General features: G+C 55.6%; 15 protein-coding genes. 7 read left to right on the forward strand and 8 right to left on the reverse strand.

Going from position 1 to position 17914, the window contains the following annotated elements; all coding sequences use genetic code 11:
- Window positions 1-141 precede the first annotated feature (141 nt).
- The 6 genes from parE to FD02_RS03840 all read left to right on the forward strand — a co-directional run bounded on the left by parE (window position 142) and on the right by FD02_RS03840 (window position 10093).
- Window positions 142-2151 carry a DNA topoisomerase IV subunit B gene (gene parE, locus FD02_RS03815; RefSeq protein ID WP_054721628.1) on the forward strand — a complete coding sequence of 670 codons (2010 nt, stop codon included), beginning with the start codon at window positions 142-144 and terminating at the stop codon, window positions 2149-2151.
- Window positions 2152-4584, forward strand: coding sequence for a DNA topoisomerase IV subunit A (gene parC, locus FD02_RS03820; protein ID WP_056950626.1), 2433 nt, complete (start codon window positions 2152-2154; stop codon window positions 4582-4584).
- 288 nt (window positions 4585-4872) lie between these two features.
- Window positions 4873-7134, forward strand: a complete 2262-nt coding sequence (gene pflB / locus FD02_RS03825) for a formate C-acetyltransferase (protein ID WP_056950629.1) — start codon at window positions 4873-4875, stop codon at window positions 7132-7134.
- A 75-nt stretch (window positions 7135-7209) separates the two neighbouring features.
- Complete coding sequence (gene pflA, locus FD02_RS03830; RefSeq protein ID WP_056950632.1) at window positions 7210-8049, forward strand: pyruvate formate-lyase-activating protein; 840 nt, start codon at window positions 7210-7212, stop codon at window positions 8047-8049.
- 112 nt (window positions 8050-8161) lie between these two features.
- Window positions 8162-9130, forward strand: a complete 969-nt coding sequence (locus FD02_RS03835; RefSeq protein ID WP_054721630.1) for a LysR family transcriptional regulator — start codon at window positions 8162-8164, stop codon at window positions 9128-9130.
- Window positions 9131-9160: 30 nt separating this feature from the next.
- On the forward strand, window positions 9161-10093 hold the full coding sequence (locus FD02_RS03840) for a manganese-dependent inorganic pyrophosphatase (protein ID WP_054721632.1): 933 nt from the start codon (window positions 9161-9163) through the stop codon (window positions 10091-10093).
- Between the two features lie 679 nt (window positions 10094-10772).
- Here the strand turns inward: FD02_RS03840 and FD02_RS03845 are convergent.
- The 6 genes from FD02_RS03845 to FD02_RS03870 form a co-directional block, all read right to left on the reverse strand.
- Entirely contained in the window at window positions 10773-11108 is a 336-nt protein-coding gene (locus FD02_RS03845; RefSeq protein ID WP_056950635.1) for a DUF6176 family protein, read from the reverse strand.
- Complete coding sequence (locus tag FD02_RS03850) at window positions 11098-11619, reverse strand: YcxB family protein (RefSeq protein WP_056950639.1); 522 nt, start codon at window positions 11617-11619, stop codon at window positions 11098-11100. The genes FD02_RS03845 and FD02_RS03850 overlap by 11 nt, the downstream gene beginning before the upstream one ends.
- 25 nt (window positions 11620-11644) lie before the next feature.
- The gene (locus FD02_RS03855; protein ID WP_235806665.1) at window positions 11645-12211 is read right to left on the reverse strand and encodes a hypothetical protein; all 567 of its coding nucleotides are present in this window, start codon (window positions 12209-12211) and stop codon (window positions 11645-11647) included.
- A 181-nt stretch (window positions 12212-12392) separates the two neighbouring features.
- Window positions 12393-13208, reverse strand: coding sequence for a Cof-type HAD-IIB family hydrolase (locus tag FD02_RS03860; protein ID WP_054721637.1), 816 nt, complete (start codon window positions 13206-13208; stop codon window positions 12393-12395).
- Between the two features lie 10 nt (window positions 13209-13218).
- A complete protein-coding gene (locus tag FD02_RS03865; RefSeq protein ID WP_054721639.1) occupies window positions 13219-13773 on the reverse strand; it encodes an NUDIX hydrolase in 555 nt (184 codons plus the stop codon).
- A gap of 35 nt (window positions 13774-13808) precedes the next feature.
- Complete coding sequence (locus FD02_RS03870) at window positions 13809-14672, reverse strand: DegV family protein (RefSeq protein WP_056950644.1); 864 nt, start codon at window positions 14670-14672, stop codon at window positions 13809-13811.
- Between the two features lie 128 nt (window positions 14673-14800).
- On the opposite strand from FD02_RS03870, the gene FD02_RS03875 reads away from it, so the two are divergent.
- Entirely contained in the window at window positions 14801-16504 is a 1704-nt protein-coding gene (locus tag FD02_RS03875) for an Rqc2 family fibronectin-binding protein (RefSeq protein ID WP_056950647.1), read from the forward strand.
- 50 nt (window positions 16505-16554) lie between these two features.
- On the opposite strand, the gene pyrE is transcribed toward FD02_RS03875, so the two are convergent.
- Complete coding sequence (pyrE, locus tag FD02_RS03880) at window positions 16555-17187, reverse strand: orotate phosphoribosyltransferase (RefSeq protein WP_054721642.1); 633 nt, start codon at window positions 17185-17187, stop codon at window positions 16555-16557.
- Window positions 17184-17906, reverse strand: coding sequence for an orotidine-5'-phosphate decarboxylase (gene pyrF, locus FD02_RS03885; protein WP_054721644.1), 723 nt, complete (start codon window positions 17904-17906; stop codon window positions 17184-17186). Before pyrF ends, pyrE begins: the two co-directional genes overlap by 4 nt.
- Window positions 17907-17914: the final 8 nt, after the last annotated feature.

The raw sequence follows: 17914 nt of genomic DNA on the forward strand, positions 1-17914 counted from the left end.
GGCATTTGAACTGGAGTAGAATAGAACGAACGCGGATGCGGCGGGAATTGCGAAATTTTCTTTCCGTAGGCGCGAATCCTGGTGTACGCTAGGATATAGCGTTTTTGATTAACGGGTGGGCAGACCCACCACTTGAGGAGAATGAGGATGCCAAAGCAAACTTACACAGATTCATCGATTCAGGTCTTAGAGGGCCTGGAGGCGGTGCGCAAACGCCCGGGGATGTACATCGGGTCGACCGATGCCCGCGGGTTGCACCACCTGGTGTACGAAATCGTCGACAACGCCGTCGACGAAGCCTTGGCGGGTTACGGCGATGCGATCAACGTGACGATTCACGCTGACAATTCGGTGACCGTCGTCGACCATGGCCGCGGCATGCCGACGGGGATGCACGCGTCGGGCAAGCCGACCATCGAGGTCATTTTGACCGTGCTGCACGCCGGCGGCAAGTTCAACCAAAATAGTTATAAAACCTCCGGCGGCCTGCATGGCGTCGGCAGCTCGGTGGTCAACGCCTTGTCCGAAAGCCTGACCGTGCGCGTGGTGCGCGACAAGCAGGCGTTTACCGAGACCTTCATCAACGGCGGCCACCCGCAAGGCCTGCAGAAACTCGGCAAGGTCAACGAGCATAACGGCACCACGGTGACCTTCAAGCCGGATCCAACGATTTTTACCACCACGGTGTTTGACTTCGATACCTTGGCCGAGCGCCTCCGCGAATCGGCCTTCCTGCTGAAAAACATCGCCATCACCTTAAGCGACGAGCGTGACGGGCGCAGCGAAACCTACCATTATCCAGACGGCTTGGTGAGCTTCGTCAATTACCTCAACGAAGACAAGGACACGGTCAGCCCCGTGTTCAACTTTGAAGGCGAGCGCGACGGCATCATCGTGGATTTTGCCGGCCAATACAACGACGGCTACTCGGAAAACACGATTAGTTTCGTCAACAATGTGCGCACCGGCGACGGCGGCACGCATGAAGTGGGGATGCGCAGCGGCATGACCCGCGCGTTCAACGAGTTTGCCCGGAAAGTCGGCCTGCTCAAAGACAAGGATAAAAACCTCGAAGGCTCCGACGTGCGCGAAGGACTAGCTGCGGTGTTGTCCGTGCGAATCCCAGAAGAGTTGCTGCAGTTTGAAGGCCAAACCAAGGGCAAACTCGGCACTCCGCAGGCCCGCGCGGTGGTCGACAACGTTTTGTACGAAAAGCTGAGCTTCTGGCTGATGGAAGGCGGCGACGCGGCCCAAGAGCTCGTGCGCAAGGCCTTAAAGGCGCGCGAGGCCCGCGAGGCGGCGCGCAAGGCCCGCGATGAATCCCGCACCGGCAAGCGCAAGAAGAAAACCGACAGCCTGCTGTCCGGCAAGCTGACCCCGGCGCAAAGTAAGAACCCGAAGAAAAACGAATTGTACCTCGTCGAAGGCGATTCCGCCGGCGGCAGTGCCAAGCAAGGGCGCGACCGGAAGTTTCAGGCGATTTTGCCTTTGCGGGGGAAGGTCTTGAACACGCAAAAGGCCAAACTCGCCGACATTACCAAAAACGCCGAGATCAACACGATGATTTACACCATCGGCGCTGGCGCCGGCGCGGATTTTGACGTCAAGGCCGCCAATTACGACAAGGTCATCATCATGACCGATGCCGATACCGACGGCGCCCACATTCAGATTCTGCTGTTGACCTTTTTCTACCGGTACATGCGCCCCTTGATGGACGCCGGCAAGGTGTATATCGCCTTGCCGCCGTTGTACCGCCTACAAAAAGGCAAAGGCGCCAACATCAAGATTGCTTACGCCTGGACCGATGAGGAGCTCGAAGCCGAAACCAAGAAAATGGGCAAGGGCTACACCTTGACCCGCTTCAAGGGGTTAGGCGAAATGAACGCCGATCAGCTATGGGAAACCACGATGAACCCCGAGACGCGCACCTTGATTCGCGTCCGCGTCGAAGACGGCGCATTGGCCGAGCGGCGCGTCACCACCTTGATGGGCGACCGCGTCGAACCTCGCCGCGAGTGGATCGAGAAAAACGTGCAGTTTGACCTCGACGACGACGGCAGCATCTTGGAAACCAAGACGGTGGATCACGCCGACATGCAATTCGGCACGCAACAAATCAAACAACAACTGCGAAAGGGGAAAAAGTAAATGGCCAATCAAATCCAAGAACTCACCCTTGAGCAGGTGATGGGCGAGCGGTTCGGCCGCTATTCCAAGTACATCATTCAAGAACGCGCCTTGCCGGATGTCCGCGACGGCTTGAAGCCCGTGCAGCGCCGCATCTTGTTTGCCATGAACCAAGACGGTAACACATACGACCACGGCTTTCGCAAATCCGCCAAATCCGTCGGCAACGTCATGGGCAATTACCACCCCCACGGCGACTCGTCGATTTACGAGGCGATGGTGCGCCTGAGCCAGGATTGGAAGCTGCGCGAGCCGTTGATCGAGATGCACGGCAACAACGGCTCGATGGACGGCGACCCGCCAGCGGCGATGCGCTACACCGAAGCCCGCCTGTCAAAAATCGCCGGCGAAATGCTTAAAGACATCGATGCCGACACCGTCGACATGGTGTTGAACTTCGACGATACCGCCCAGGAGCCCACGGTGCTTCCCGCGGCGTTTCCCAATCTGCTGGTGAACGGCGCCACCGGGATTTCTGCCGGCTACGCCACCGAGATTCCGCCGCATAACCTGCGGGAAGTCATCAACGCGATTTTGTACTTGATGCAACACCCCGATGCCGGCCGCGAGCAGCTGATGAAGTTTGTGCAAGGCCCCGATTTTCCCACCGGCGGCATCATCCAAGGCGTCGCCGGCATTCGTCAGGCCTACGACACCGGCCGCGGTAAGATCGTCGTGCGCTCCCGCACCCACATCGACACGTTGCGCGGCGGCAAGCAGCAAATCGTCGTCACCGAGCTGCCTTACGAAGTCAACAAGGCCGAGCTGGTGAAGAAAATCGATGAGCTGCGCGTCACCAAAAAAGTTGACGGCATCGCCGAGGTGCGCGACGAATCCGACCGCTTCGGGTTGAGCGTAGTCATCGAGTTGAAGAAAGAGGCCAACGCGGAAGGCATCTTGACCTATTTGTTCAAGAACACCGACCTGCAAATCGCTTATAACTTCAACATGGTCGCCATCGCCGACTTGAAGCCGCGGCAACTCGGGTTGAAGCCGATGCTGGAAGCCTACCTCGCGCACCGGCGCGAGGTGGTCACCCGGCGGACGCAATTCGACCTGGCCAAGGCGCAGGCGCGCGCGCACATTGTCGAAGGCTTGATCAAGATGATCTCGATTCTCGATCAGGTCATTCACACGATTCGCCAAAGTAGCGACAAGGCCGACGCCAAGGCCAACTTGGTCAAGGCCTACGACTTTTCCGTCGCGCAAGCCGAAGCCATCGTCTCCCTGCAGCTGTATCGCTTGACCAACACGGACATTACCGCGTTGGAAGCCGAAGCCGCGGAGCTGGCCGAGCGTATCGCGGGCTACCAGGAAATTCTTACCGATCCGACCGCCCGCGATCGCGTCATCGAAAGCGAACTCGCCGACATCGCCAAGACCTATGGCAACGACCGCAAAACGAGTATCGAAGCCGAGATTCAAAGCCTCGAAGTCGATACGGCCGTCACCGTCACCGACGAGCGGGTGATGGTGCTGGTATCGCGTGACGGTTACGTCAAGCGTGCCAGCCTGCGCTCCTACCAAGCCGTCGATCCAGCCGACAACGGGCTGAAGGAAACGGACCTGCCGATATTCGTGCAGGAAATGGGGACCTTGCAGCACCTGTATATTTTCACCAATCTCGGCAACGTGATTTACCGCCAGGTGCACGAAATTGCCGATCAACGGTGGAAAGACGCCGGCGAGCACCTCAGCCAAACCGTGGGGCTCGGCGAAGCCGAACAGGTGCTGGCAGTCTTCGGCTTTGATGCCCTCGACGCCGCCGGCAATTTTGTCCTTGGCAGCAGCGACGGCTACATCAAACAAACTAGCCTCGCCGACTTGCAGCCACAGCGCACTTATCGCAGCAAGGCGATGGTGGGGATGAAGCTCAAGACCCCAGGCGCCATTGTGACCAACGTTGCCTTTGTGCCGAGTGATGATGACCGCAGCGTCTTCATGGTGACGCGCAACGGTTACGCTGCACTATTCCCGTTGAGTGAAGTGTCGGTCATCGGTGCGCGGGCCACTGGCGTGCGCAGCATGGCGTTGAAGGATGGCGACACCGTCGTCAACTTCATCATCGTTACCGACCCGGCCACCACCGAAGTTGCGATTTTGACCCAACGCGGCGCGATGAAGCGCATGGCGTTAAGCGAAGTCGGCATGATGACGCGCGCGCGGCGCGGCCTCTTGGTGCTACACGAGCTCAAGCGCAATCCGCACCGCATTGTGGCGATGACCGCCATGACGGCAACCAGCCAGTTGCTGGTGTTAACCGATTCCGGCACGCAGAAGCTGCTGGAACCCGGCAGCCTGACGCCGGTCGATCGGTACTCGAATGGGAGCTTCCTGATCGACACGGATATCGAAGGCACGCCCGTGGCGATGTACCCACAGCCAACCGAATAAACCGCAACCGGACTCACTTTTGTGGGTCCGGTTTTTGCTGTATCAATACTGAACCGGAACGACTGTAACAGTAACTGTGCATATCACTGAAAATAATCAGATAGAATTAGGCAGGAAAACAAGAAATAGGCTCGTGAAGTACCGTGCATAAGTTAAGGCTTAACGGTGAATTACAATTTTACCAAACGCCTGTAATTCGCAAAAGAAAGTGCTTGCATTACCCTTGTGACGTGTTACACTATAACCGTAAGAACTGTGATATTCCCACATCATAAGGAGGCATTCCAGATGAAACAGTTAGACAAGACCCAAGCCCAGACTTACTGGGAAGGCTTTAAGGGTGGGGCGTGGCAAGAAGAGATCAACGTCCGCGACTTTATCCAACAGAACCTGCACCAATACGATGGCGACGAATCTTTCTTGGCCGGCCCAACTGAGGCCACGACGGTCCTGAACAATCAGGTGTTGAACCTGAAGAAGCAAGAACGCGAAAACGGCGGCGTCTTGGATGCCGACAATAATGTGGTGGCGACGATCACCAGCCACGGCCCGGGCTACTTGAACAAGGACCTGGAAAAAATCGTCGGTGTGCAAACCGACGCGCCGTTCAAGCGGGCCTTCATGCCGTTTGGGGGCATTCGCATGGCCGAAGACGCGTTGAAGGCATATGGCTTCGATACGGATCCGGAGATGCACAAGATCTTCACCGAATATCGCAAGACCCATAACCAAGGCGTCTTCGATGCTTACACGCCAGACATGCGCAAGGCGCGTCACTACAAGATCGTGACCGGCTTGCCAGACGCCTACGCTCGTGGCCGGATTGTCGCGGACTTCCCGCGGATTGCCATTTACGGGATCGACCGCTTGATGGCCGAAAAGGCGCATGATTTTGAAAACATCGGCGACGGTGAAATGACCGACGACGTCATTCGCCTGCGCGAAGAGGTGCAGGATCAATACCGTGCCTTGAACGACATGAAGAAAATGGCGGCCAGCTACGGCTATGACATTTCCCGCCCGGCGACCAACGCCCAAGAAGCCATTCAGTGGATCTACTTCGGCTACCTGGCCGCGGTGAAGACGCAAAACGGCGCGGCGATGTCCGTGGGCCGCATCGACACGGTTATCGACGCATACATCGATCGCGACTTGAAGCTTGGCCGCATCAACGAAGAAGAAGCGCAAGAAATGATCGACCACTTCGTCATGAAGCTGCGCATGGTGCGCTTCATCCGCACGGAAGACTACAACGCTTTGTTCTCCGGCGACCCGATTTGGGCGACCCTGTCGATTTGTGGCATGGGCAACGACGGGCGCCATCACGTGACCAAGACCGCCTTCCGCTTCCTGAAGACCCTCGACAACATGGGCGCGGCACCGGAACCCAACATTACGCTGTTGTGGTCCGAACGCCTGCCAGAAGGCTTCAAGCGCTACGCGACGGAAGTGTCCATCACCAGCTCCACGATTCAGTACGAAAACGACGACTTGATGCGCGACGAATGGGGCACCGACTACTACGGCATCGCCTGCTGTGTTTCCGCCCAACCAATCTCCGATGGGGTGCAATACTTCGGGGCGCGCGCCAACTTGGCCAAGGCCATCTTGTATGCGATCAACGGCGGCAAGGACGAACTCGGCGAAGTGCAGGTCGGCCCAGAAAGTGGCGCAATCACCGATGACGTCATCGACTACGATACCTTCATGCACAAATTCGACGTGCAGCTGAGCTGGTTGGCCGACACCTACGTCAACGCCTTGAACACGATTCACTACATGCACGACAAGTACTACTATGAATCCGCCCAGCTGGCGCTGAAGAACACCCGCCTGGATCGCACATTCGCCACCGGGATTTCCGGGTTCTCCCACGCGGTGGACTCCATTTCCGCCATCAAGTACGGTAAGGTGCACCCAGTTCGCGACGAAAACGGCATCGCCGTTGACTTCACCGTTGAAAATGACGACTATCCGCGCTACGGGAACAACGACGACCGCGCCGACGACATCGCCAAGTGGCTGGTCAAGCACTTCTATGAAATGATGAACACGCACCACCTGTACCGTGGGGCCAAGTTGTCCACCAGTGTCTTGACGATTACCTCCAATGTCGTTTATGGTAAGAACACCGGCACGACACCAAACGGGCGGCAAAAAGGCGAACCATTCTCCCCAGGGGCCAACCCGGCTTACGGGGCAGAAAAGAACGGCGCCTTGGCCTCCCTGATGTCCACGGCGAAGATTCCTTACCACTACGCTACCGACGGGATTTCCAATACCTTCGGCGTGACGCCGAACACCTTGGGTCATGACGACGAGACCCGCAAGGACACGTTGGTGAACATGGTTGATGGTTACATGGCTAACCACGGCATGCACTTGAACATCAACGTCTTCAACAAGGAAACGCTGATCGATGCGCAAAAGCATCCGGAAGAATACCCAACGTTGACTGTCCGGGTCTCGGGCTACTGCGTCTACTTTGCAGACCTGACCAAGGAACAACAAGACGACGTCATCGCGCGGACCTTCTTCGAAGAAATGTAGTCAACTCACAGTCATGCGGCAACGGGAGCCTTTCGTGGCTCCCGTTTTTGCCAAACCGGGAACGGAGGAATGATCATGAAACTATTCGATACGACCGCACCATTGAATGTCTTGGATCAAATCGGCGTCGCTGCTGACGGTCCGATCAAAGGCTACGTGCACTCCGTTGAAAGCTTCGGTGCCGTTGACGGCCCCGGCATTCGCTTCACCGCATTCCTCCAAGGCTGTCGCATGCGCTGTCAGTACTGCCACAATCCCGACACCTGGAACATTGGGGTGGGGGAGGAAATGACCGCCGCGCAACTGCTCGACGATGCCGAGCGCTACAAGGCATTTTGGGGCGCCACCGGTGGCATCACCTGCAGCGGCGGCGAGTCGCTGGTGCAACTCGATTTTCTGGTCGACTTGTTTACGCAGGCCAAAGCGCGCGGCATCTCGACTTGTTTGGATACGTCCGGTCAGCCGTTCACGCGCGACGAGCCGTGGTTCAGCCAGTTCAAGGCGCTGATGGCGGTGACTGACATTTCACTCGTCGACATCAAGCATATCAACTCTACGGAGCACAAGAAGCTCACCGGCTTCGGCAACGAAAATATTCTCGACATGATTGAGTGGATGAGTGCCAATGGTTGCGACATGTGGATCCGCCACGTGTTAGTGCCCGAACGCACCGATGATGATCGCTACTTGGCCGAACTCGGCGACTACATCAAGACCCTCGATCACGTCCAGAAGGTAGAAATCCTGCCGTACCACACCCTTGGCGTAAAAAAATATCACGAATTGGGCATCACGTATCCATTAGAAGGAATCGAACCACCGACCGCCGACCGGGTGAAAAACGCTGAAGCACTGCTACATACAGCCGATTACACCGGGTACAAGACCTGGCGGCCAGCTCAAAATCAGAAATAAAATTTAAGAATATTGACTCGGGGAAGCGACTAAAGCGGTTGCTTCCCGTCTTTTTTTACCTTATCATTAGCTAGAAGTGTATTTAAGCCAAGATAAAGGAGCGGGAGTGAAAATGAAGACCAAACAAGAGAGTATTTTCTCGTCGAAAACGCTGACGTACTTCCTGCAGCTCGCCGATACGATGAATTATACGCAAGCCGCGCAGTTGCTTGGGATTACCCAGCCGGCCTTGACGCAACAAATCAAGAAGTTGGAGCGCACGGTGGGGGCACCGTTGTTCTATTCTGTGGGTAAGAAGCTCCACCTGTCTGAGGCGGGGCGGACGATGCTGGCCGCCACGCACGATATTTACGAAGTGCTCAACCGAGCCGCCGACGAGATTCAGCAAACGACCAGTTCAGAAACCGGCCAAATCTCCGTGGGCATCTTGGCTTCGGTGGAGGACTCCGCGTTTACCGCTTTTGCGGCCGAATACTATAAGCAACACCCAGACATCGAGCTGGTGTACCGCATGATGACGCGGCACGAAATTTGGGAGCAATTAGAGAACAACCAAATTGACTTGGCCATCATGTACCTCCCGGATCCAACGATCAAAAACTGGAAGCCCTACGACACCCGCAAGATTTTCGACGAGCAGCTCATGTTCTTGCACCACGACGACAAACTCTCGCAGCGCAAACGCATCCACTTCCGCGACACGATTAATTCGCCTTGGGTCACGTACCCGGAGGATTATTTCTTGAGCCACTTGCTCAAGGAAGCCTATAAGAACCAAATGGTGGACTATCCGAAGGCCGTTGCTCAGTTCACCACGCCGGCGCAGCTGACGCAGTTTCTGAATCGCACCGGCGTCAATACGGCGTTACCGATGACGTACTACCAAGCGCACCGCGAGCAGATTCACGCCTACGCGGTATCGTTTGAGCCGGCGGTGAACTTCAACTTGTCCTTCGTCTATCGCAAGGGCAAGGAGGTCATTCCGCGGATTCAGACCTTCCTGGACGCGTTTTACGCCTATCTCGACGATGAAGATTACCTCTCGCGGGTGCATGACAACCGTGTTACACTTAACGAGTAACCATTTTATTGCAAGGGAGATAACCACCACATGACGACATTGATTTTTGGCCACCAAAATCCCGACACCGACGCGATTACCAGCGCGATGACCTTCGCGGAATATCAGCGGCAACTGGGGAACACCGACGTTGAGGCCGTGGCCTTGGGGGAACCAAACGACGAAACCAAATTTGCTTTGAATTACTTCAAGCACGCGCTGCCACGGGTCATCACTAGCGCCGCCAACGAAACCGACACGGTGATGCTGGTCGATCACAACGAAGCGCAGCAAAGCGTTGCTGACATCAAGGACGTCACGGTTACCGCCGTGGTGGATCACCATCGAATCGCCAACTTTGAAACTGCCGCGCCGCTGTTTTATCGTGCGGAACCAATCGGCAGCACGAATTCGGTTTTGTACAAGATGTATCAAGAAGCGGGCATTGCTATCACGCCGCAAATCGCGGGCTTAATGATCAGTGGCATCGTGTCCGACACGTTGCTGCTGAAGAGCCCAACTACCACGGCCACGGAACGCGATATTTTGCCTAAACTGGCCAAGATTGCCGGCATCGACTTGCAGGAATTCGGCTTAGCCATGCTGAAGGCTGGCACGAACTTGGCGGCAAAGAGTGATTTAGACATCGTCGAAGGCGACGCCAAGAGTTTCAACATGGGCGGGTTAACTGTCCGCATCGGTCAGGTCAACACCGTGGATCTCAACGAAATCTATGCACGCCAAGCCGATTTAACGGCGACCATGCAGCAAGAAGCCACGAAACACCAATACGATTTATTCTTGTTGATTGCGACCAACATTTTGGATAGCGATTCAACAGGCTTTGCGGTTGGTACTGGCTTAGACAAGCTTGAGGCCGCATTTGGGACCAAGTTTGATGCAGATCACCGCTTGGCCTTGCCAGGCGTCGTGTCACGCAAGAAGCAAGTCGTGCCACCATTGCAAAAAGCATTTGAAGCGTAGTTCGGTAAGCAGTTCCGATGTGGAGCTGCTTTTTTGGTGCGCAAGGGGGCTTATTTGTTGGTGGCAAAGGGCTCGCGGCTGGTGGACAAATCTTCCGAGACACTACTTCGCATAATATATATTATGTAAACTAGAATACAACAAACGGATATTAAGCTAAAGTTCAACTGCTTTTCGCATATTCCCTATCTAGTCTAGTCTAGCGATACTTCGTCGGCATCAACGCAGGACGAATCTAAAACTCAAGGTTGGCCAACAGCGAGCTGATACGAACAGGTGCGCCGCGACAAAATTTTGTCGCAGAGCACTCAGTTAACTAATGACTTGGTTGATCCTCACACTGCGGTTTGCTCAAATCTATCAGCAAACCAAATTAGCGCTTGAACACGCGATTGACCTGAGTTAATTCATCCTCAGACAGTGCCTGTACGGCTCAAAGCACACCATACTTTACAGCTAACGCGATGACCAAGAATGGCACGCCCAACATCAGCAGATACTAAATAATCGCGATCGATGAACCCATCATCAGAATGCACCTCCGCAGATTCGCGCGTTGCTAGCCAGTATATTGGTAGCGTGAGCCTTTTCAATATGGATGACAAGGAATCGACTCAATCCGCGATTTGATTTTGCTTTTCGTCATGAAAAAGCGCTCGCTACTAAGCGAGCGCGACTATCAATCAATGTTGGGGTTAACGAACGAGTTTTCTAGGTTAAATTTCAATGATGGCACGGATTCGTCGATGCATTCGTTCCAATAACGGACATGTTGTTGGTCGATGGGATCTCGACTGGCTGTCACGGCTTGCTCAGCCGGCGCGAAGGCATCCGAATACCAGCACAGATACAGCCGCGAGCCAATCGTCACGGAAAAAATCTGCTCACGACTGAGATGCTCCGGCACCAACGTCTGGTTAACCGCTGCCGTATGTTCACGTAGAAACGCGAGCCATTCGTGCGCCACAGTGAGCTTGTCCGGTTTTACCGCGAAGCCCTCAAGTTCAATTGTCATTTTGTCCCTCCCATTGCTCAGCCGTCAGACACTGGCTAAACCAGTTACGCAACTCGGCAACCTGTGCCGACGTTAAGTCGCTTTTAGGTAGCAGTTGCGCCTGGCGCTTAGCAATCATCAAAATAAAGAGTTGCGGCTCTTCAACGACTCGCTGATAACCCGACCAGTCGATGTGACCATGAGTATTCGTCATCGTGGTGGTGATGCCTGTCTCATCGATTTGCACGGCGCGCGCCGCGAATAATTGTGCGTTGGCCGCTGCCTGATAACTTTGTTTGGTCCGGTGATCTCTCAACCAGCGGTAAAACCAGATATACACCCCGCCAAAGCCGAGAAAAAACCAGCCAATCGGTCTGCCGAGAATCACAATGATGAGACCCAATCCGGCGAGGAGCGCGCCTAGGCAATCAATTAGCCGGTTGGTCCACCTGGCCTGGTGATCGGTGCGCTGGAACCAGTGCTGATAAGCAAGATAATCAGCAAAGCTAATTTCAACATCCTTGATGAGCATGCTGCTGCTTCCCTTCGAACAAACGTTAATACCCTAAGTAACTGATCAGCATGTGACTGACAATCGCCAGGAAAAATAACCCCAACGCCCCAAACAAATACTTGCTGGTGCTCAGTAGCTGGCCGAGCCACCGGTGGTCAATGGCGACGGTGAGCTGCTTAAACTGCTTCGCGTCAGTGAGTCGCAGGTGATCTAAGGCGGCAAATTGAGCTTGCTGCAATTTCTGCCAGCCTAGAATTGCAACACAGGATGCGCAGATGGCAAGAATTAGCCACCACCAGGTGAACGTGACCCCACCCCACCCGGACAATTCGGGGATGGCCGCGCCCACTGCCCCTACCAAAGCAAGTCCCGCAATCGTACCCGCGCCGAACCACTGACGCAAAAGGGCTTCATAGTGCGCATCAACTTGGCTCACGGCCCACTGAATACGACCGTAGTGCCTAACTTTGGCTAATCCCCGCAGTGACCGCGAAGTATCAGCGCTGGGCCGATTGTGCAACGCATCGCGCAACACCAGGGCAAAGAAGCCGAGTAGGAGCGCCGCTAGGACGAGAAAAACGAGTGGTAAGTAAATTAAGGCTTGATTCATCATTGACCAGCTTTCTAAACAAAATATGATAACTTGGTCAATGATAAGCAGCGGATGTGTGCATCCTGCGAGCGAACCATGAAGATTGCGTGATGTTCATATCATCGCCGTCCACCGCAAAAAGTTCCCAAAAGTTGAGGACACAACTCACCCGCAGATACATGGTTAACTGACGGGCTATCTATTCGTTATGCGCTGCCAGCACGGCCTCAATTACTTGGCTAACGCCATAGTCTTCGTTGCTCGCGGTGGCGTACTTTGCATATTGGCGAACCCCACGATTGGCGTTGGCTACCACGTAACTGTAGCCGACAGTTTGCAACATCTCGGCGTCGTTATAGTTATCGCCAATTGCCAACATCTCAGATGGCGCGATACCAAGGTGTTCCCCGAGCACCCGCAAGCCGTGCCCTTTATCGACGCCGCGCGGCATGAGATCGATCCAGACATCGCCGCTGACAGACACAGAATAATCGTCGCCATAGCGTGGTGCGAGCACTTCGTCATACACGCGTTGCGAGTCCCCTTGTGGTAAATACACCGTGACCTTGTCCACGTCTGCGATTTCGTTGCCCAAATCCGCAACGTAATCTAATTGATGGTAAAACTCACGGAACACGTCATCATACTCGGCGCTTTCTGTTGGGGCAATGGCGCCGCTGACCGCGCACAGCATGGGAATGCCATCAGTATGGGCCAGCGTGTGGCGGACCATATCTTGATAGGCCGCTGTCGCCAGCAAGGTCGTATCGATGACCTGATCATGCGCGGCGACCACGGCCCCATTGTCGCTGACAAAGGCCAATTCGGCAGCCGAGGCTGCAAACATTTCGGTTAAGGTGTATAGCGGCCGCCCACTGGCTGGAACGAACTGGATCCCAGCTTGGTGGAGGCGCGTCAATAATTGGTCGAAGTGCGGCGGTAGCTGGCTGGCTTCGGTGAGTAACGTGTGGTCCATGTCGGCAGCAATTAATCGTACTTGGGCTAAGTCTGGCAATTTTCTCCTCCTAGCGGACAAAGGCAAGGTAATAGCTGACAGCGCTGACGGTTTGAGCCGAGGCCATCCGCCCATCTTTCACGGCGGCAATCACCTCAGCCAGTGGAACGAAATCGCTGGTGACGAACTCGTCTTGGTCAAAATGCTTGCTGGCGCGCTGGGCCGGATCCACCGTGACCAACATTAAGTGAACGACTTCATCCGTCATCCCCTCGCTGGAGCGAATTGCGGTCATTTCCGTCACCGTTTGTGCCACGAAGCCGGTTTCTTCTTGCAACTCGCGGCGGGCGGCGGCTTCAACGGATTCGCCTGGATCGATTAACCCGGCCGGCAGCGCGAAGGATTCAGCGTTGATACCCACCCGGTATTCGCGATTGACCAGGACCTGTTCATCTGCCGTCAGCGCCAGCAACGCAACCGCCGGGGCGTGCCTGACTAAATCGCGGGTGACCGTTAAGCCATCCGGCGTGTGGATGGTTTGTTGAACGATATCGAAGATGTGGCCAGAATAGAGCTGACGTTCCGCCTGAATGTCGCCGGCGGCAGTGTGACGCGTAATTTCCATGAGTTCTCCTTCATAAAAAGCCGGCTGCCGCCGGCTTATTTCGTGGTGTCTTTGATCCAGGCCAAGGCGATGGCCTTTTCCCCGAGGTGTGTGCCGATGACTGGGCCAAAATAGGAACGGCCGAATTCGACCGCCGGGAACTTCGCGGCGAGTTCTGCCTGCCAGGCGTCACCGGCTGTCGGGTCGTTGGCGTCCAGCACCCAGGCTTTGAGCGGGTAGTCCACCTTCGTCAAGTCAGCGGCAAATAAGTCCTCGATTCGCGCGTAGGCTTTTTTTAGCGAGCGAATCTTTTCGAACGCGACGATCTTGTGGCTGTCATCATCGAAGGTCAACAGAGGTTTGATCTTCAACATCCCACCGACAAACGCCGCGGCGTTGCTGAGGCGGCCGCCACGTACGAGATTTTGCAGGTCGTTGACGATAAAGTACTCCCCCATCGTCGCCCGCAAATCATCCAAGGCGGGCAAGATTTGCTCGACGGTGCGACCGGCTTGAGCCAGACGAGCGGCGGTCATCACCAGTTCACCCATGAGAATGACGGTGATTTGCGAATCATAAACGGTGACCTTAGTGTTGTGCACCTCGCTCACCGCGCCTTTTAACGTGTTGACGAATCCGGAAATGGTACTCGCGAGGTGGATGCTGATGACGTGGTCGTAGCCTTCGTTACCGAGGTCCTCATAAATCTTCAACACCTCGCCCAGCGGCGGCTGCGAGGTGCTTGGGAAAGTCTTGGCGGTGCGAAGCCGTTCATAATACTCTGCGGTGCTGATGTCCTTGCCTTCGTCATAGACGGTACCGTCTAGGATCACCGGAATGGGCACGACTTTAATGTTGAATTGTGCGATGTCCGCTGGGGAAAGATACGCGGTGCTGTCCGTGACAACGGCGATCTTCATGACATTCACCCCTTTACTAGAATTAACTTGTCTAACCTTACCATGAAAACCAACATTTTTGAACTGTCCTGGGTTATTTTGTGCCTGCAGAGTGCGGTACAATAGACCTACTGAATTGGAGGACGAACATGACATACGATGGTTTTTTCACTCACGCCATGGTGGCAGAACTGCAGCCACTCGTCGGCGGCCGTGTGAGCAAGATTCAACAACCTTACCAAAACGAGGTGGTGCTGACCATCCGGGCCAACCGCAAGAATCAGCCGCTGTTGCTGTCGGCTTATCCGCAATACGCCCGGGTGCAAATTACTCGCATTCCCTTTGCGAATCCCGAGGTGCCGACAAACTTTGCGATGACGTTGCGAAAGTACCTGGCGGGCGCCGGGCTGGTGGCGCTGACGCAAGCGGCAAACGACCGCGTGATCTGGCTCGATTTTTCCACGCGCGACGAACTTGGGGATGACCTGAGCCTGCGGTTAATTGTCGAAATGATGGGCCGGCATAGCAACATCACGCTGCTGAACCAAACCACCAATCGCATCATCGACTTGATTCGCCACGTTGGCAGCGACCAGAATCGGTATCGTCTGTTGCTACCCGGTGCGACCTACGTCGAACCGCCGAAGCAAGATAAGGTCGATCCGTTTACCGATGATGCCACCGATTATCTCGAGTTGGTCCGGTCGGCCTCGCCGGACGTGCCGCTGATCAGCCTCTTGCAACGCCACTATCAAGGTCTGGCTGGCGACACCGCCGCAGAACTGGCCGCCCGCTTGTCAACGGCTGATCCGGCCGCGGCGTGGGAGCAATTTTTAGCAGGCTTTGATGCCCCGCAACCCACCATCACCACGGGGAAAAAGGTTAACTTTTCGGCCATCCCCTACCGCACTCTGGCTGGGGAGACGCAGACGTTTGCTACCCTTAGCGAGATGCTCGACGCGTTTTACGCGCAAAAAGCCGAGCACGATCGCGTCCAGCAGCTCGGCGGCAATCTGATTCATACTTTGCGTCTGCACATTGAACGCGATCAGAAAAAGCAAAAGAAACTCGCCGCCACGCTGCGTCAAAGCGCCAAGGCACAGGACTATCGCGTCCGCGGCGAGGTGCTCACCACTTACCTCAGTCAGGTGCAGCGCGGGATGACCAGCGTGACCCTGCCGAATTATTACGCCGACAACGCGCCGCTGACCATTGCGTTGTCGAATCAATTGACACCGTCGCAAAACGCCCAGAAATATTTTACCAAGTATCAAAAGCTGCGCAATTCCGTGAGCTTCGTCACCGAACAAATGGCGCAAAACCAAGCTGAACTGGATTATTTGCAAGGCGTCATGGCCCAAATTGAGCTGGCGAGCCCGAAAGACTTGGCCGATATTCGCTTAGAACTGACTGAAGGCGGCTACCTCAAGGCGAAGCGTCAAGGCAAGAAGCCGGCGAAGCGGCAGAAAGTTGCCGCGCCGGAACAATTTTACGCCAGCGACGGCACCATCATCTGGGTCGGCAAAAACAATTTGCAAAACGACGCCTTAACCTTGCACAAGGCGAAGAAAACCGACATCTGGTTACACGCTAAAGACATCCCCGGCTCACACGTCATCATCGATAGTGCCGACCCCAGTGAGCAGACATTACTGGAAGCGGCTAACCTCGCGGCGTACTTCTCGAAATCCCGCGCGAGTGCCAATGTTCAAGTCGACTGGATCGAAGTGCGCAAGATTCGCAAACCCAACGGCGCCAAGCCTGGGTTCGTGGTTTACGAAGGCCAACGCACTGTGGCGGTGACGCCAGACGCGGCCCTGGTTGCCAAATTGCGCCAGCCCCCAACCCGCTGACCAAGCAAAAAGTGCCATGCCTGCAGATTCTTGCAGACATGGCACTTTTTTTATGCCGGCCAGTGTGTCGGGTCTTGCCGCCACTGGTGTAACAAGGTGAGCTCCGCCTCGGTGATGTCGCCACGCTGACGCGCTACATCGATTAAGGTCGGATAATTCGTCAGCGTCGCAAAGGGAATCCCTGCGGCGGCAAAATTTGCCGTGCTGGCGGGTAACTGATAGCTGAAAATTGCGGCGACACCAATGACCGTAGCGCCGGCCCGGCTGGCGGCGGCTGCAGCTTGTAACACGGAACCGCCTGTGCTCAGCAAGTCATCAATTAACACCAATTTAGCCCCGGGTTGGAGCTGGCCTTCGATCTGTCTGCCTTGGCCGTGATCCTTTGGCTTGCTGCGAACATAGACCAACGGCAGAGTCAGACGATCGGCGACTAACGCTGCATGGGGAATACCCGCGGTGGCCACCCCGCCAATCACATCGACGCTCGGCCATTGGGTGCGGATTAAGTCGCTTAAACCCTCGGCAATCCGCGTGCGCACCGCTGGATAACTGATGGTAATGCGGTTGTCGGTATAAATCGGTGAATGGATCCCACTCGCCCAAGTATACGGATCATTCGGCCGCAACGTCACGGCACCGATGTCGAGTAGGTCAGCGGCGATGGTTTCTGCAATGTCAGTCATGAGTCCTCCTTCTCACCGAGCCATGCTCGGCAAATCTCGTCGTACGCCGCAACAGGATCGACAGCTTGCGTGATGGGCCGACCCACGACGATGGCGTTGGCACCAAGCGCTTTTGCCTGAGCCGGGGTGGTCACGCGCACTTGATCATCGGCAACTGGTGTGGGCCGAATACCCGGTGTGACAATCAAAAATTCTGGTTTGGTCACCGCGCGAATCAACGGCACTTCCCGGGCGCTGGCGACAACGCCGGCGCAGCCCGCCGCCTGGGCAATCGCCGCCAAGTGTTGAACGCTTGCGGCGACGCTGCCTGGAATCTGAAGCTGCGTGTTTAACATGCTTTGACTGGTCGAGGTGAGTTGCGTGATGGCGAGTAATTTTGGTGCCGGTAACCCAGCTTCAGCTGCGCCTGCCGCCAGGCCGCGATTGGCCGCCTGCAACATCGCCAGCCCCCCGGCGGCATGTGCAGTGGTCAGCTGAACCCCGAGGCGGCCGAGTTGAAAGGCGGCGCGTTCGACGGTATGGGGAATGTCGTGAAGTTTCAAATCCAGAAAGATTTGAACGGGATGGACAGCCTGCAACCGGGCCAGCGCGGCTGGTCCGTTGCCATAATACAGTTCCATGCCAATCTTAACAACCAGCGGCGTGCTGGACGCGAATCGCGCCAGCAACGCCGTGGCGTCAGTCAACGTCGGATAATCTAAGGCAATAATGGGTGGCATACTTCCTC

It is taken from the genome of Lacticaseibacillus nasuensis JCM 17158, assembly GCF_001434705.1.
In the GTDB taxonomy this organism is placed as follows: domain Bacteria; phylum Bacillota; class Bacilli; order Lactobacillales; family Lactobacillaceae; genus Lacticaseibacillus; species Lacticaseibacillus nasuensis.

What these genes read in the sequence shown, in the direction of transcription:
- parE (WP_054721628.1), top strand. Translation starts at nt 142, where the DNA reads ATGAGGATGCCAAAGCAAACTTACACAGATTCATCGATTCAGGTCTTA.
- parC (WP_056950626.1), top strand. Translation starts at nt 2,152, where the DNA reads ATGGCCAATCAAATCCAAGAACTCACCCTTGAGCAGGTGATGGGCGAG.
- pflB (WP_056950629.1), top strand. Translation starts at nt 4,873, where the DNA reads ATGAAACAGTTAGACAAGACCCAAGCCCAGACTTACTGGGAAGGCTTT.
- pflA (WP_056950632.1), top strand. Translation starts at nt 7,210, where the DNA reads ATGAAACTATTCGATACGACCGCACCATTGAATGTCTTGGATCAAATC.
- FD02_RS03835 (WP_054721630.1), top strand. Translation starts at nt 8,162, where the DNA reads ATGAAGACCAAACAAGAGAGTATTTTCTCGTCGAAAACGCTGACGTAC.
- FD02_RS03840 (WP_054721632.1), top strand. Translation starts at nt 9,161, where the DNA reads ATGACGACATTGATTTTTGGCCACCAAAATCCCGACACCGACGCGATT.
- FD02_RS03845 (WP_056950635.1), bottom strand. Translation starts at nt 11,108, where the DNA reads ATGACAATTGAACTTGAGGGCTTCGCGGTAAAACCGGACAAGCTCACT.
- FD02_RS03850 (WP_056950639.1), bottom strand. Translation starts at nt 11,619, where the DNA reads ATGCTCATCAAGGATGTTGAAATTAGCTTTGCTGATTATCTTGCTTAT.
- FD02_RS03855 (WP_235806665.1), bottom strand. Translation starts at nt 12,211, where the DNA reads ATGAATCAAGCCTTAATTTACTTACCACTCGTTTTTCTCGTCCTAGCG.
- FD02_RS03865 (WP_054721639.1), bottom strand. Translation starts at nt 13,773, where the DNA reads ATGGAAATTACGCGTCACACTGCCGCCGGCGACATTCAGGCGGAACGT.
- FD02_RS03870 (WP_056950644.1), bottom strand. Translation starts at nt 14,672, where the DNA reads ATGAAGATCGCCGTTGTCACGGACAGCACCGCGTATCTTTCCCCAGCG.
- FD02_RS03875 (WP_056950647.1), top strand. Translation starts at nt 14,801, where the DNA reads ATGACATACGATGGTTTTTTCACTCACGCCATGGTGGCAGAACTGCAG.
- pyrE (WP_054721642.1), bottom strand. Translation starts at nt 17,187, where the DNA reads ATGACTGACATTGCAGAAACCATCGCCGCTGACCTACTCGACATCGGT.
- pyrF (WP_054721644.1), bottom strand. Translation starts at nt 17,906, where the DNA reads ATGCCACCCATTATTGCCTTAGATTATCCGACGTTGACTGACGCCACG.